Below are 13,152 nucleotides of genomic sequence, written 5' to 3'. Positions count from 1 at the left end.
TTCCAAGGGCTATTTCACTCGCAGATATTTTACAGTAAATCCGGCAACATCTATCATACTCAGACATATTTCTACTTAAGATCACTCCTATGCACCGCTACCTCGCTCTCGTGTTTGCCCTGCTAATACCACTACTCAGCCTTTCATCCCAAGCGCAAACTGAACCTGTCGCTGCAACCGAAAGCCCATTAAGCACTCCTGTAACGCTCAAGGCAGAACTGGCAATGCTGCAACAGGCTATCGATACGGATATACGTAAACTAAAAAATGCCAAAGGCGAATTGAAGACAATTGTTGAATATCGAATTCAAAACAAAACCTTACAGTTACGTAATAAGATTAAAGATCTGCTCGAAGCAACACCAATCGACAAAGCTTTTCTGCAGCCATTAATCCAAGGACAACTTAACTACATCCAACAAATTGATGCTTATATCGATGACAACATTAGTAAATTGGAACAGCAATTAGGTTCAAGCACAGATGATGCGACTCTACTGGAAATATCAAAGCGCGAATTAGAAAAAGACACCTATTACAAGCAACAACTCGAGACGCTCACTTGGCTCGAACAAGTTGGCCAAGATATTAGCGAAGCACAAAAATCACTGATGCAAATTTTAGTAGCACGTGCCGATACGCTAGAAAGTTTAGTGACTTATACCCAGCAGCAACTACAAGCAGCAATCGATACCGCAACCAATGCAGGTAAAGATGTCACTTCGGCGCAAACCAGCCACGTAATGATGCTAAAGGAACGCTTAGCACAAAATAGTCAGAGCTTAAATATCGACATCAGCCTACTCGACGCCTTAGGCCATGATACCGCCGCGCTGAAAAAGACACTCTTTAGTGTTTCAGGTGATATCACTCAAGATGTGTTGAACTTTGATGTGGCATCAAGCCTCGTTGAGCAGTGGCTAAATACGGCACAAGAACAAGCGATTAATCACGGCCCAACCGTCGTGTTTAAGTTATTTGTTTTCTGTTTGATCTTGTTTATTGCGGGTCTCGCCGGCAAGTTAGCCAAACAGATAGTGAAAAATACCGTTAGCAATTCTAAGTTGAATTTAAGTAAGTTATTACAAGACTTCTTCACCTCGCTATCAGGTAAAGCCGTCTTTACTATCGGGCTGTTAATCGCCCTTTCACAGCTTGGGATCGAACTTGGTCCCCTGCTCGCAGGCTTTGGTATCGCGGGGGTTATTATTGGTTTTGCCCTGCAAGATACCCTGTCGAATTTCGCCTCAGGCATGATGATCTTAATTTATCGTCCCTATGATGTGGGCGATTTGATCAACGCCGCTGGCGTCACCGGACGCGTCAGTCACATGAGCCTTGTCTCAACCACGATTAAAACCATGGATAACCAACGTCTTATTATTCCTAATAATAAGATTTGGGGTGACACAATTAACAACATCACAGCTGAGCATCAACGTCGAGTCGATATGACCTTTGGGATCAGTTATAGCGACAGCATCGAACAAGCTGAAGCGATTCTCAAGTCCATCGTCGAAGCGCATCCTAAGGTACAACCATTGCCAGAACCGACGATTAAACTACATCTATTAAGCGAATCTTCGGTCGACTTTATCGTTCGCCCTTGGGCAAAACCGGAAGATTACTGGGAAGTGTATTGGGACATTACCCGCGAAGTGAAAATGCGCTTTGACGCCGAAGGGATCAGTATTCCCTTCCCACAGCGTGATGTGCATATCTATCAAACCACGAAATCACCGCTTTAAACCAGCGTTAAACGAGAGAAGAAGGGCGTTGCAATGAGCTCGCCCTTATTTTTATAAATCTCTGCATCAGTGTTAGCCTAAGCCGACTATCTCACCTTGCGCATCAATATCAATTTTTAAGTAACCCGGTTTCAGCCCAAGTCCTGGCATAGTCATCACATTCCCCACCAAGGCGGTAATAAACCCCGCACCAGCATGCAAGACTAAACCACGCACTGGGATCTCAAAGTCCTGAGGAACGCCCTTTAAGCTAGGATCGTGACTAATTGATAACGGCGTTTTGGCCATACACAGGGGCAAATGTCCATAACTTAATACGGTCAGCTGCTGCGCCTGTTGTTTGGCCTCGATAGAAAGGCTAACGCCCGCTGCGCCATACCCCACCTCGGCTAAAGTGGATAACTTAGCCTCCAATGAGGCTTCATCTGAATATAACAGCTTGAACTGACTCTCGGTTTCAGCGGCGCGAACCACAGTCTGCGCTAAGGCGACAGCGCCAGCCTCCCCTTGGCTAAAAGCATCGCTGACCTCACAGCCAAAGGCGCTGCTCGCGTTGACGGCTTCAGTTAGCCATTGCAACTCGGCATCAGTGTCAGTGGCGAAACGGTTAATGGCAACCACCACAGGAATACCATAGCGAGCCACATTATTGATATGCCAGTTTAAATTTGCAAAGCCTGCTTCGAGTCGAGCCTGATCTGGTAGATTGATATCTGACTCAGACACTAAACCACTATTGGCCTTCAGCGCTTTTAAAGTAGTGACCAGCACAGCGGCAGCGGGCACCTGACCCGATTGACGCACCTTGATATTACAGAACTTTTCAAAGCCCATATCTGAGCCAAAACCAGCTTCAGTCACCACATAATCCGCCAGTCTGAGGGCAATATCATCAGCAATAATGGATGAATTACCGTGGGCAATATTGGCAAAGGGTCCCGCATGGATCAGGCAAGGTGAACCATTTAAAGTCTGCATTAACGTCGGCTTTATCGCATCCGCCATGATGGCCGTCATCGCACCAGCGACACCTAAGTCTTCGGCGGTAATCACTTGCCCTTGGGTATTTAACGCCAGCACTAGACGACCGATCCGCGCCCGCATATCTGCCAAATTATGACTTAAGGCTAAAATCGCCATTAACTCAGAGGCGGCGGTGATATCAAAACTGGATGCGTACTCTGGGCCATTATTATCGCCTAAGCCCACCTGGATTTGCCTAAGACAGCGATCGTTGTGATCGACCACTCGGTGCCAACGGATCTCATTGGGATCGATATCTAAAAACGCTTGCCCAGATTGCGCCTCAAATTCCGCCTTACCTAAGCGCGCTTCATGAAATAGCCGCGCCGCAATCGCCGCAGCCCCTAAATTGTGGGCACTGCTCACGGCATGAATATCACCCGTGAGATGCAAATTCATCTCCTGCATGGGCACCACTTGCGCATAACCGCCACCCGCAGCGCCACCTTTCACCCCAAATACAGGCCCCATGCTGGGCTGGCGAATACAGGCACAGGCCTTTTTGCCTATGGCATTTAACGATTGCGTTAAGCCAATGCTCGTCACTGTTTTACCTTCGCCGTGTGGCGTAGGCGTAACTGCGGTGACGATAATCAATTTGCCTTTGCGCTGCCCAGCTAAACGCTGCAACACACTGAGCTCGACCTTGGCTTTAGTGTGACCAAATTGCATCATCTCTTCGGGTAATAGACCTAAGTCGGCGCCCAGTTCATTAATGTCTTTTAGGCTAGCGCAATTCGAAATATCCATATCTGTCAGCATGCGTCGGTTTCTCCCTTTCAAATACGCTTTGGTTTAGTATGAGGGGTTGCTAAATACAACACTCATTGAATAGGGCGGATATTAGGTGATTGGCTTTAAGATATATAGCCGTCGAAAGGGTTAATGAGCGATTCCTTAATCTGCATCAAATAATCTACCCTGCGTTCGAGCGGCTCAAGAGCGCCGTCGCCGCCAATGAGATCCAGCTCGATCGCCAGCAATAGTTCAGTATCTGGCAGGCATCTATGGGTCACAGCGTACCTTGATTTTTGTTTCTCAAAAGCAACAACCATAAACAACAACGGCGCCAGAAGGCGCCGTTGTTGTATGTATTATTGAGTGCGGCTTAAAACTGCACATCGCCACTTAAATGGGGGCGACGGCCTTTGCTGTCACGTAATTCAAATACCATATTATTAGCATTCTGCTCATAGCCAAATCCAACATCGGCAGGCATCAAAAGTGGCAGTTTAAAGGTCACATCCACAGTGAATGGACGATCGCCAATACTTGGCATCAACTCTGCTAAACAACGGGCCTTAGACCACATGCCATGCGCGAGAACGCGATCAAAGCCAAAACGCTTTGAAAGCACTGGATGCAGATGGATCAAGTTATAGTCGCCAGATGCCTTAGCATAACGACGACCTAAATCTTCACTCAAACTCCAGCTTTGTGGTGTTTCCCATGCCATATCAATGGCTTTAGGTGGGCGAACGCGACGTCCAGCAACATCGATACGATATAAATAGGTGGATAGCGATTCCCAGACGAGTTCTTCACCGACAAACGCCTTAGACACAAATTCAAACTCTAAGCCAGAATCCGTCTCGCGGCTCGTGGTCAAGGCGCACTCGAGGGAGAAAGTCTCGTCAACCGTCACAGGCCGATACACTTGAATGCGGTTCTTAAGGTGGATCATCCCAAGCAGTGGGAAAGTGATCCCATCGTGGGTAAAGATCACCGCATGCAGGCGAAATGCCATCACGTAGAGATAGGTTGGCGGTAGAACTTTACCGTCAAATTGAAAACCACACACCTGCGCATATTGGCTTACTTTAGCTTCAGACACAGTCACATGCGGCGCGGTCACCTTGATTTGGGGCAACGGCTGTTGATCCCAACCAGGCTTACGGCCAAAGAAGATCTTGCGATAAAGAGAAAACAGCGACGGCATCGCGTTCAATTCAACACAATATGCATTATTCAAGTCTGAGTACCTTTTAATTAACTATCCCTTGGCACAAAAATACATTGCCATAAATTACCCCGCACAGACGAGTAACGTCTGATCAATCAAGCTGATAACGAGTGTAAAACAGGCAGTGCTGCGTCTTAATAAGGGCTGATGCTGACTCACCGAATGGACAACTATAGAGTCAGGTTTGGCGAAAACGGCGTGATTATAACCCAGAGCACTGAGTTCTGTGTATCCCTAAGTTTAGTAGGAATAAATACTACTAATAAAATCAATATATTAAAAATTAACGATGCAAATTTATCCACCTCAACTCGGCAATAACATCTCCAGAGTGCGAAAAATTTACGACTGTGCCACACTATCGTTCCACTCTCTTTAACCTAGTTATCACGTGCAAGATAAGAATTTTGATAAGCTCGCGCAAAAATTTGCGAAAAACATCTATGGTACGCCCAAGGGCGAAATTCGTGCCGCAGTGCTATGGCGCGACCTCGTCCCCGCGCTGGCAAAACTGGGGGATAAAAAACTCAGAGTATTAGATGCGGGCGGTGGTTTTGGTTATTTTAGCCAAAGATTAGCGCGCCTCGGCCACGAAGTTGTACTCTGCGATATCTCTGCTGAGATGCTGGCTCAAGCCAAAGAACAAATTGATGCCTCCCATGAACCATTAGCTATCCAGCTTATCCATGCGCCTATCCAAGCATTATCGGTCGATAACCATGGTTATTTCGATATCATACTGTGTCATGCGGTCGTTGAATGGTTAACGGATGCTAAGCCAACTGTAGCGGGTTTACTTACTATGCTAAAACCCGGCGGATTATTCTCTTTGATGTTTTACAACAAAGAAGCCATGCGCTTTCATGCTTTAGTGTCGGGCAATTTCGATTACGTCGCAGCTGATTTAAAAGTGAAGAAGAAAGTGCGACTAACTCCCACTCATCCGCTTTATATTCAAGAAGTTAAAGATTGGTTTAGCGAGTGGCGAATGTCGCTCATCAGCCAGTCTGGCGTGCGTGTAATCCACGACTATTTGAAAAAGAGTCAGCCCGCGGATTTCGACTATCACAAGCTGCTACAAATGGAGCTGGAGTACTCGCAACGCGAACCCTATATTTCCCTCGGCCGATATGTGCACTTTTTAGGGCAAAGCTCTGCAGTGTGAGCGCGCGTCGTTACAAACGCGCTGCCTAAACGATTACTGACAAGTCTGTTTCCAGCAGGCGCTAACTTTGGCGCCTGCTTGCTCTAGCAATTGCACCACGCTTTTATCCCCCACCACATGGCCAGCACCAACCACCACAAACAAAGGTGAAGTCACGTCAGTCGAGCCCATTAATTTTATAATGCCATCGGCCATCACATGGTTTCGCTGCCAGAGGATTTTCTCTAGCATTTTAGTGTCGCCCTCGCCGCCCATTTGCTCCTGCATTATGGCATCAAGCTCAGTTTCATTACCTGAACGCCAAGCCGTTATTAACGATAAAAGCTCCGCATCCGATGCGCTAATCGCCTCACGCACCATAGACCACTGCTCTTGGCTATTAAAAGACGCTAACAATTGAAATTGTGACTCGGCGGTTTCCAACGGATACACAGGCAAAGTCGCATATCGAGCCATCAACTGCATATCAACGCCATAATCCGTGCTGTAACCTAAGTCGTTATAACGCAATAAGTTAACTTGAGTAGCCTGCAGCCAAGGTGCAAAAGATTGTATCGACTGACAAACATTTGCCGTGGCCGCGCAATAGGGCGTCATGCTCTCGACCGTTTGCTTATCTCGGCTCTGCCAATCTAAACCCTTAGTTTTATCGGCGCGGCCGTATTGCTGCAGTAAGGCTGTGCTATCGACTTTATTGATATCAACTTCTACGACTAAGCCCTTAGCTTTACCCAACGCGGTTTCAATTTGGGTGGGTAAAGGATAAAAGTCGGCACGTCCAATATGAATCGAACCTAGCAAATACGCACTCTTGCCTTGCCATTGCACTTGATAAAATGGTGGTTTATCGGTTTCTGCACCCGCCACTTTTGTGCTCAAACCCGCTAACGCCAGAAAACTGATTGATGCAATTAGTCGCCATTGGCTTGTTGCCATATCCTTTGCCCCTTATAATTCCTGCAAATTTTGCAATGAGACGCTGTTATGCCACATACCAAGGTTATAGAGCAACTGAAAGAAAATCTTCAAATCGCCTATCGCCAAGCCATAGACGCCGACGCTAAGTTAGATGAGCTAAAGAAAGCTGGCCATGGAAACTTCACCAGCATATTCACGGCAGAACAAGGTTTTATCGCTTCGAGTAATCGCTTTCTGCCCTATGTGCAAGAGTTGGTCGATGACTTAACTCGCATGGAAGAACATCAAACGCTCGATCCTAAAGAACTCGAAACCTATGTGCGTCAGTTAGGCGCATTACTGCAAACATTGCAGGCCTTTAAGAAGCAAAGCTAAACCGAGATTAGGGGCTGAAACTCATCTTAGATTTCAGCTCTTTCCATAGCATATCTAATCAAGCCCACCAACACAGATAGATAGCACTAAGCTTCCCCAAAACTGTCATCATTTTGTCATTTCTAAGTCATAGACTCCGCTCACATAGACGAAGGGGCTGACGTAATGACAAGTTTAGATCTGGCTAAAGAGCTCGATAAAATAATCTCTAAAGCGGCAATCAGTCCCTTATTTCAGCCAATTTTCAATATATTAGAACATAAAATTCATGGTTTTGAGGCGTTAAGCCGTGGCCCTGAACACAGCCCGTTATACTCCCCAGTCCCGCTATTTCAGACCGCCGAACATCAAGGTAAATTAAGCGAGCTAGAAACCCTTTGTCGCCGTATTTCACTCGAGCAATTTAAGTTGCGTCAGTTTCAAGGCAAGCTGTTTATCAATATCTCGCCTAAGGCATTATTAGATCCCGCCCACCCCAAGGGCATGACCTTACAACTGCTGCAACAACTTGGCATAGCGCCATCACAGGTTGTGATTGAACTGTCAGAGCAATATCCCGCCGATGATATCGATTTACTCAAATCCTGCTTAAATCACTATCGTAGCCAAGGTTTTTTAACGGCGATCGATGACTTAGGTGCAGGTTATTCGGGTCTGAGACTCTGGTCAGAATTGTCACCTGACTATGTCAAAATCGACCGTCACTTTATCCATCAGATTGATTCGACTCCCGTAAAACAGGAATTTGTCCGCTCGATTGTGGAGTTATGCCAAAGCTTAACCTGCAAAGTGATAGCCGAAGGAATTGAAACGCAAGAGGAATTAGCCGTACTCAAACAACTGGGTATCGTCTATTGCCAAGGCTACTTACTCGGTCGTCCAGAAGTGCTCCCCTGCCGCGCGATGAAAGCGACCTTAGTGCCGAGCAATACTCAAATTCAACCTAGATACAGCGAATCGGCCGAGAGCCTGTGCACGAGTGCCATAACCGTAGTGCCCACGCTTAAACTCAAATTCTTAAGTGACACCTTTATCTCGCAACCTGCATTACAGGCGGTTGTAGTGGTCGATAACCAGTTGCCACTCGGTATTATCAGCCGCGCGACCTTACTTGAACTCTTCAGCACACCCTATGGTCGCGCCTTACATGAAAATCATGCTGTGAGTGAAGTGATGGACCCGCAAGTCATCCAGATTGAGGCCAACGAACCTTTATCCACCGTAAGTCAATTACTGACCTCAGAGAGTGCTAATACGGTAGCGCAACAGTTCATTATCCTTCGCCGTGGAAAACTACTCGGCATAGGCCATACCAAGGATTTGCTACAAAGGATCACAGAGCACAGAATTAAGATGGCGCGCCATGCGAATCCTCTTACAGATTTGCCGGGTAATGTGCCCATTCAAGAGGAATTAAAACGCCTTAAGATCCAAAAGAAACATTTTTATCTAGCCTATTTTGATCTGTGTAACTTTAAGCCCTATAACGATATTTATGGATTTTGCCGTGGCGATGAAGTGATTTGTGAAGTGGCGAATCTGTTACTGAAGTATAAAAGCGACAATTGCTTTGTTGGCCATGTCGGCGGCGATGACTTTGTAATTATCAGCACCTGTGAGCATATGATCAGCCGTTGCCAGCGAATTCTAGCGGATTTTGAAACCCATAAGCATTTGTTTTATAGCGCAGATCACTGGCTGGCCCAGGAAATGCTCGCCGACGATAGAAAAGGTGAAGCCTGTTACCATCAATTGATCAGTCTGTGTGTAGGCATTTTACCACCCGCACTCACCTTTAACGCCCATGAACACAGTCTATCGACCTTAAGCGCTAGGGCAAAAAAACAGGCAAAATCCGCAAATAACGGATTTTACCTGTTAGAAAATCATCTGATTATCGACACTCAGGCACTAACGGCATAGCTGAACAGCTTTAATACTCAGCATTAGCGACCGATATGAGTCATTAAAGTTGTGGTGCAATCGTCTTCTTTAACCACTCGGTTAACATTTTGGTTTCGTACATAAAAGGCTTATCATTTAAAGATTGGATCCCCCCCATGAACCCCATATCCGACAGTTTTTCATCGCCCGCGATAATCACTTTATCATTTTCTAAGACTTGATAAGAAAAAGTCATACGCGGCGGATAAATGTCTTTGATAATGCGTAAATCATTGGCGGTCGCACCAAATGTTGGACGCATATCACCCGCAAGATCAACATCGGTAATGGTCATTTCAAGCTTTTGATTTGGTTTTAAAATCTTCGCAGCTTCTTTATTGATGTTTTCTGTTAATGTTTCAAATAAGCGCTTCTCATAACGGGATTGGAGCTCCCCTGATGATTTTATATCGCGATAATCTTTAGGACTTTGCCAAACAATTTTAACCACACCATCTTCGGTGATGGGATCCACAGGCGCTTCATCGGCCGCCCAAGCCGCACTGCAACTTAATACACCTGCGAGTAAAAGGGACTGAATTTTCATGTTTGCCTCCAAGGCCTAGATAACTTTCTGAGAACCACAGTACAAAATCTAACCTGAACTAGAGCTTAACGCAAAACTGATATAAGTACAGCAAATGTGTCGTAAGCTTTTGTATAATTAAGTAAATATTATTTAACCATCACAATCGATACGTATCTTTTTGTATCGAAATTGCACCAAGTAAGTGCATAGTTATCAATTTGTGAACATTTCACGCGCATAACGACAAAAAAAGCGTTATCCTTCCGCTATTGTTTACATTGCCCACTTAATAAAAAATGAAATTCCCTGTTGTACCTGTGTTCATTCTTATCCTGTTTACCTGCGTCGTGAGTGCGATTTGGTTTATCTCCCCGAGTGACAAAAATACTGGCCCTAAAACTTGGTCAGCCTTTATCTACAACCATGGCTATGATTCAGGAAAGTATAAAAAAACCGATAACTTTGACAGCTATAATACTTGCCGCGATTTTGCTCGCGAACAATCTGCCTTCTACGACAATGTGCCTTGGGAATGTGGATCTATGTGCCAGTTCGATACTCGTAAGCAAGGATTTCAATGCGAAGAAATGAAGAATGAGCACTAACTAACCATTCAGCATAGGTTCAATATTTATACAATAAACTCAGCTCCTCACAGTACAACTCGTTTTCTTTACCGTCTAAGGATGCACGATTTAGAACTAACGTGTTAAACGTAATTTTTAACTTGGAGCTTACCTATGAACCTAAAAACGGCTTATCTATTCAACCCATATTCACGAAAACTCGCTTTATTGGCACTGCTGACAATCGGAACGAGTATCAGCCTTTCAAGCCATGCCGCACCATTGACCATCAGCCAGCAACAGGCTGTTACTGTTCATTTGAGTAAATTGGCTCAGGCGCAAAATGCGGCTGAACATCAAATGACAGAGCAGCTTAAGCAAGATTTTAGTCAACAATTAACCGTGCAAGAACATGAGTTTATGAGCGACATCTGCCCTAAATACGGCATGACCTTCGATGTCACTACCAACGCTTGCTTACGCTCGTAAGGTATTGCCAAGATTAAAATGGAAAACGGGCACTCAGTTCAGGGTATTGCAGCTTTAAATCCTTGGGCTTAGTGCTAAATTTTTTACCCGCGGGCGTCGCCTTGCCCGATGGCATAAAGGGCAGTTCCTCACCGGTTCTATCTTCGTATAATTGCCCTGCGATAAGGTCGTATTCATCTACAAAAGGGTAAGCATAGGCATCTCGCTCTGGCCAAGCGACTAAACGTGCTAGGGTGTCAGGCTGATTAACCACACCGTCAAAAATTTCTTTACCGAGTGAAATCAAAAAACACCTAAACTCGGCAAAAGCATATTCAGAATCACAGCCCGTAATAATGTAAGCCGCCCCCCAAACAGACCACAAATAACTACGGCGCATCTGCTGACCAAAGATTTTATCGAAAGCTTTTAACTCTTCATTACTCAATTCGGCAAGTTTCTGCTTCAGTGCTTGAGTCAAAGACTCCTGTGATTGCGCCGCTTCCGTTCGCGTGACTAACCCCCAAAACTCAACTTCTGTCATAAACGTCACCTATTAGAGCCTCTAGCAAAAAGGCATATTCTACACGATATCACGGTTATACTGGACTCGGATTAGGGCATTTCCTACACTTGCTCATCTTCTTTGCTACTGGTGTGCACTTCAATCTATGCCTAAACGTCTTATACTACTGATCACGTTATATTGCCTCTTCAGCATTGCTGCACTTTGGCGTACTGTGATGACTCAATCCCTTGATGTATTCACCCTAGGTGTCCTCCCCGTGCTCGTTGGCATACTCATACGGGCGCCGTGGTCTAGCTTAGTGTTGAAGATTTATATTGGCATGCAAACCTTAGGATTCTCGGCACTGGGGATTACAGCAATTATTGCCTATCGCATTACCCCTGAGGATGTAAAAGTAGTTGTTTCTGGCCACAACATTCCTATGTTGCCACTCACAGTGAGCATTATTGTTATTTTACTCGTGCAGTATTGGATCGCATTTTCTAAGGTCACGAGACACTATTTGACCCGCCAATTGACCCGCCAAACTCAGTAATGGACTTTGTTGCTAAGCTGTTATCAATAGCGTAGCTTAGCGACCCAGTAAAATACTTACGACTCTTAACTTGAAGTAGACTATGAGCCATTTATCGCCCAGCGAACTTTCCATTCTTTTAGTAGAACCTTCAGAGACACAGCGTCGAATTATTATTCAGCGCTTACAACAAGAAGGCATTCTCAGCATTCAAACCGCAGAAAACATAGAAGCGGCTAAAGATATTATTGCTCGCCATAAACCTGACCTTATTGCGAGCGCCATGCATTTCGATGATGGCACTGCCATCGATCTCTTGGGCTGCTTAAGGGCCAACGCTGACTGCAAAGATATCCAATTTATGCTGGTCTCGAGTGAGTGCCGCCGTGAGCAACTTGAAATATTCCGCCAATCGGGTGTAGTAGCGATTCTACCTAAACCCTTCAGTGCCGACCATTTAGGTACAGCATTGAATGCCACGATTGATTTACTCAGCCACGATGAACTCGACCTCAGTAATTTCGATGTACAAGATGTGCGTGTATTAGTGGTCGATGATAGCCGTATGGCAAGAAACGTCATTAAACGTACGATTGGTAACTTAGGGATGAAGCTGATTACCGAGGCCGAGGATGGCGCGCAAGCCATAGCGTTAATGAAACACAATATGTTCGACTTAGTGATCACTGATTACAATATGCCGAGTGTAGATGGGCTAGCTTTGACACAATTTATCCGCAATGAAAGCCAACAATCGCACATTCCCATCTTGATGGTGTCTTCCGAAGCCAACGATACCCACCTCAGCAATGTGTCCCAAGCGGGTGTAAATGCCTTATGTGACAAACCCTTTGAACCCAAACTTGTTAAAAAATTACTCTATCAACTGTTAGAAGAATAAAACCAGAATAAAACTTAAGTCACGAACTGAGTAAATATTCTGCGCTTTACTGAACATCCTGCTGCACGCTAGACGCAAAAGGCTTTCCAAGTGCTAAACCTTATGGCATGTTAGGCACGCTTATTTCAAATAAATCTACGGAAAGAAGAGACAATAAAAATGAACAAAACTGAACTAATCGCCAAAATTGCAGAAAATGCCGATCTAACGAAAGTAGAAGCAGCACGCGCATTGAAGTCTTTTGAAGCAGCTATTACCGAATCAATGAAAAATGGTGACAAAATCTCCATCGTAGGTTTCGGTTCTTTTGAAACAGCGACTCGTGCCGCTCGCACTGGCCGTAACCCACAAACGGGTAAAGAAATTCAAATTGCTGAAGCGACAGTGCCTAAGTTTAAAGCGGGTAAAACCCTACGTGACAGCGTAAACTAAGTTATAAAATTCAATACAACGCCTCCATTGTGAGGCGTTTTTTTTGCCCAATTCCAGTGAAGCACTGAATATTTTTT

Annotated in this window: 15 protein-coding genes; 9 read left to right on the top strand and 6 right to left on the bottom strand. The window is 45.2% G+C overall.

Annotated features, from left to right (window positions below; genetic code table 11):
- Positions 1–89 precede the first annotated feature (89 nt).
- Positions 90–1,748, top strand: coding sequence for a mechanosensitive ion channel family protein (locus KO531_RS09780; RefSeq protein WP_212599630.1), 1,659 nt, complete (start codon positions 90–92; stop codon positions 1,746–1,748).
- A 72-nt stretch (positions 1,749–1,820) separates the two neighbouring features.
- Here the strand turns inward: KO531_RS09780 and KO531_RS09775 are convergent, their stop codons facing one another.
- The 3 genes from KO531_RS09775 to KO531_RS09765 all read right to left on the bottom strand — a co-directional run bounded on the left by KO531_RS09775 (position 1,821) and on the right by KO531_RS09765 (position 4,710).
- Entirely contained in the window at positions 1,821–3,533 is a 1,713-nt protein-coding gene (locus tag KO531_RS09775) for a formate--tetrahydrofolate ligase (protein WP_219251033.1), read from the bottom strand.
- 95 nt (positions 3,534–3,628) lie between these two features.
- Positions 3,629–3,787 carry a hypothetical protein gene (locus KO531_RS09770; protein ID WP_168827340.1) on the bottom strand — a complete coding sequence of 53 codons (159 nt, stop codon included), beginning with the start codon at positions 3,785–3,787 and terminating at the stop codon, positions 3,629–3,631.
- 92 nt (positions 3,788–3,879) lie between these two features.
- Positions 3,880–4,710 (bottom strand): MaoC/PaaZ C-terminal domain-containing protein, encoded by an 831-nt coding sequence (locus KO531_RS09765; protein ID WP_081729006.1) that lies wholly within the window; start codon positions 4,708–4,710, stop codon positions 3,880–3,882.
- A gap of 415 nt (positions 4,711–5,125) precedes the next feature.
- Between KO531_RS09765 and KO531_RS09760 the strand changes: the two genes are divergently transcribed.
- A complete protein-coding gene (locus KO531_RS09760) occupies positions 5,126–5,899 on the top strand; it encodes a methyltransferase domain-containing protein (RefSeq protein ID WP_219251032.1) in 774 nt (257 codons plus the stop codon).
- A 33-nt stretch (positions 5,900–5,932) separates the two neighbouring features.
- Here KO531_RS09760 and KO531_RS09755 read toward each other — a convergent pair whose 3' ends face one another.
- A complete protein-coding gene (locus KO531_RS09755; RefSeq protein ID WP_219251031.1) occupies positions 5,933–6,835 on the bottom strand; it encodes a TraB/GumN family protein in 903 nt (300 codons plus the stop codon).
- A gap of 48 nt (positions 6,836–6,883) precedes the next feature.
- Here KO531_RS09755 and KO531_RS09750 point away from each other — a divergent pair, with 48 nt between their 5' ends.
- A complete protein-coding gene (locus tag KO531_RS09750; RefSeq protein ID WP_105250305.1) occupies positions 6,884–7,192 on the top strand; it encodes a prephenate dehydrogenase in 309 nt (102 codons plus the stop codon).
- Positions 7,193–7,357: 165 nt separating this feature from the next.
- A complete protein-coding gene (locus tag KO531_RS09745) occupies positions 7,358–9,115 on the top strand; it encodes a GGDEF domain-containing protein (RefSeq protein WP_168827332.1) in 1,758 nt (585 codons plus the stop codon).
- A gap of 43 nt (positions 9,116–9,158) precedes the next feature.
- Here KO531_RS09745 and KO531_RS09740 read toward each other — a convergent pair whose 3' ends face one another.
- The gene (locus KO531_RS09740) at positions 9,159–9,683 is read right to left on the bottom strand and encodes a DUF3016 domain-containing protein (protein ID WP_219251030.1); all 525 of its coding nucleotides are present in this window, start codon (positions 9,681–9,683) and stop codon (positions 9,159–9,161) included.
- 278 nt (positions 9,684–9,961) lie between these two features.
- Here KO531_RS09740 and KO531_RS09735 point away from each other — a divergent pair, with 278 nt between their 5' ends.
- Both KO531_RS09735 and KO531_RS09730 read left to right on the top strand, forming a co-directional pair.
- Positions 9,962–10,270 carry a hypothetical protein gene (locus KO531_RS09735; protein WP_105250308.1) on the top strand — a complete coding sequence of 103 codons (309 nt, stop codon included), beginning with the start codon at positions 9,962–9,964 and terminating at the stop codon, positions 10,268–10,270.
- A gap of 135 nt (positions 10,271–10,405) precedes the next feature.
- A complete protein-coding gene (locus tag KO531_RS09730) occupies positions 10,406–10,720 on the top strand; it encodes a hypothetical protein (protein WP_168827330.1) in 315 nt (104 codons plus the stop codon).
- Between the two features lie 13 nt (positions 10,721–10,733).
- On the opposite strand, the gene KO531_RS09725 is transcribed toward KO531_RS09730, so the two are convergent.
- The gene (locus KO531_RS09725) at positions 10,734–11,243 is read right to left on the bottom strand and encodes a DUF4240 domain-containing protein (RefSeq protein ID WP_198571977.1); all 510 of its coding nucleotides are present in this window, start codon (positions 11,241–11,243) and stop codon (positions 10,734–10,736) included.
- 127 nt (positions 11,244–11,370) lie between these two features.
- Here KO531_RS09725 and KO531_RS09720 point away from each other — a divergent pair, with 127 nt between their 5' ends.
- The 3 genes from KO531_RS09720 to KO531_RS09710 all read left to right on the top strand — a co-directional run bounded on the left by KO531_RS09720 (position 11,371) and on the right by KO531_RS09710 (position 13,075).
- A complete protein-coding gene (locus tag KO531_RS09720; RefSeq protein ID WP_219251029.1) occupies positions 11,371–11,763 on the top strand; it encodes a hypothetical protein in 393 nt (130 codons plus the stop codon).
- Positions 11,764–11,845: 82 nt separating this feature from the next.
- Positions 11,846–12,643 carry a response regulator gene (locus KO531_RS09715; RefSeq protein WP_219251028.1) on the top strand — a complete coding sequence of 266 codons (798 nt, stop codon included), beginning with the start codon at positions 11,846–11,848 and terminating at the stop codon, positions 12,641–12,643.
- 159 nt (positions 12,644–12,802) lie between these two features.
- A complete protein-coding gene (locus KO531_RS09710) occupies positions 12,803–13,075 on the top strand; it encodes an HU family DNA-binding protein (RefSeq protein WP_006079990.1) in 273 nt (90 codons plus the stop codon).
- Positions 13,076–13,152 lie beyond the last annotated feature (77 nt).

The sequence above is a fragment of the Shewanella sp. NKUCC06_TVS genome, from assembly GCF_019345515.1.
GTDB classification, from domain to species: domain Bacteria; phylum Pseudomonadota; class Gammaproteobacteria; order Enterobacterales; family Shewanellaceae; genus Shewanella; species Shewanella oncorhynchi.
This window is presented reverse-complemented; position numbering and strand designations above follow the sequence as displayed.

Excerpts from the sequence above, each read along its gene's own strand:
- KO531_RS09780 (WP_212599630.1), top strand. The coding sequence starts at position 90 with ATGCACCGCTACCTCGCTCTCGTGTTTGCCCTGCTAATACCACTACTC.
- KO531_RS09775 (WP_219251033.1), bottom strand. The coding sequence starts at position 3,533 with ATGCTGACAGATATGGATATTTCGAATTGCGCTAGCCTAAAAGACATT.
- KO531_RS09765 (WP_081729006.1), bottom strand. The coding sequence starts at position 4,710 with ATGCCGTCGCTGTTTTCTCTTTATCGCAAGATCTTCTTTGGCCGTAAG.
- KO531_RS09755 (WP_219251031.1), bottom strand. The coding sequence starts at position 6,835 with ATGGCAACAAGCCAATGGCGACTAATTGCATCAATCAGTTTTCTGGCG.
- KO531_RS09750 (WP_105250305.1), top strand. The coding sequence starts at position 6,884 with ATGCCACATACCAAGGTTATAGAGCAACTGAAAGAAAATCTTCAAATC.
- KO531_RS09745 (WP_168827332.1), top strand. The coding sequence starts at position 7,358 with ATGACAAGTTTAGATCTGGCTAAAGAGCTCGATAAAATAATCTCTAAA.
- KO531_RS09740 (WP_219251030.1), bottom strand. The coding sequence starts at position 9,683 with ATGAAAATTCAGTCCCTTTTACTCGCAGGTGTATTAAGTTGCAGTGCG.
- KO531_RS09735 (WP_105250308.1), top strand. The coding sequence starts at position 9,962 with ATGAAATTCCCTGTTGTACCTGTGTTCATTCTTATCCTGTTTACCTGC.
- KO531_RS09730 (WP_168827330.1), top strand. The coding sequence starts at position 10,406 with ATGAACCTAAAAACGGCTTATCTATTCAACCCATATTCACGAAAACTC.
- KO531_RS09725 (WP_198571977.1), bottom strand. The coding sequence starts at position 11,243 with ATGACAGAAGTTGAGTTTTGGGGGTTAGTCACGCGAACGGAAGCGGCG.
- KO531_RS09720 (WP_219251029.1), top strand. The coding sequence starts at position 11,371 with ATGCCTAAACGTCTTATACTACTGATCACGTTATATTGCCTCTTCAGC.
- KO531_RS09715 (WP_219251028.1), top strand. The coding sequence starts at position 11,846 with ATGAGCCATTTATCGCCCAGCGAACTTTCCATTCTTTTAGTAGAACCT.
- KO531_RS09710 (WP_006079990.1), top strand. The coding sequence starts at position 12,803 with ATGAACAAAACTGAACTAATCGCCAAAATTGCAGAAAATGCCGATCTA.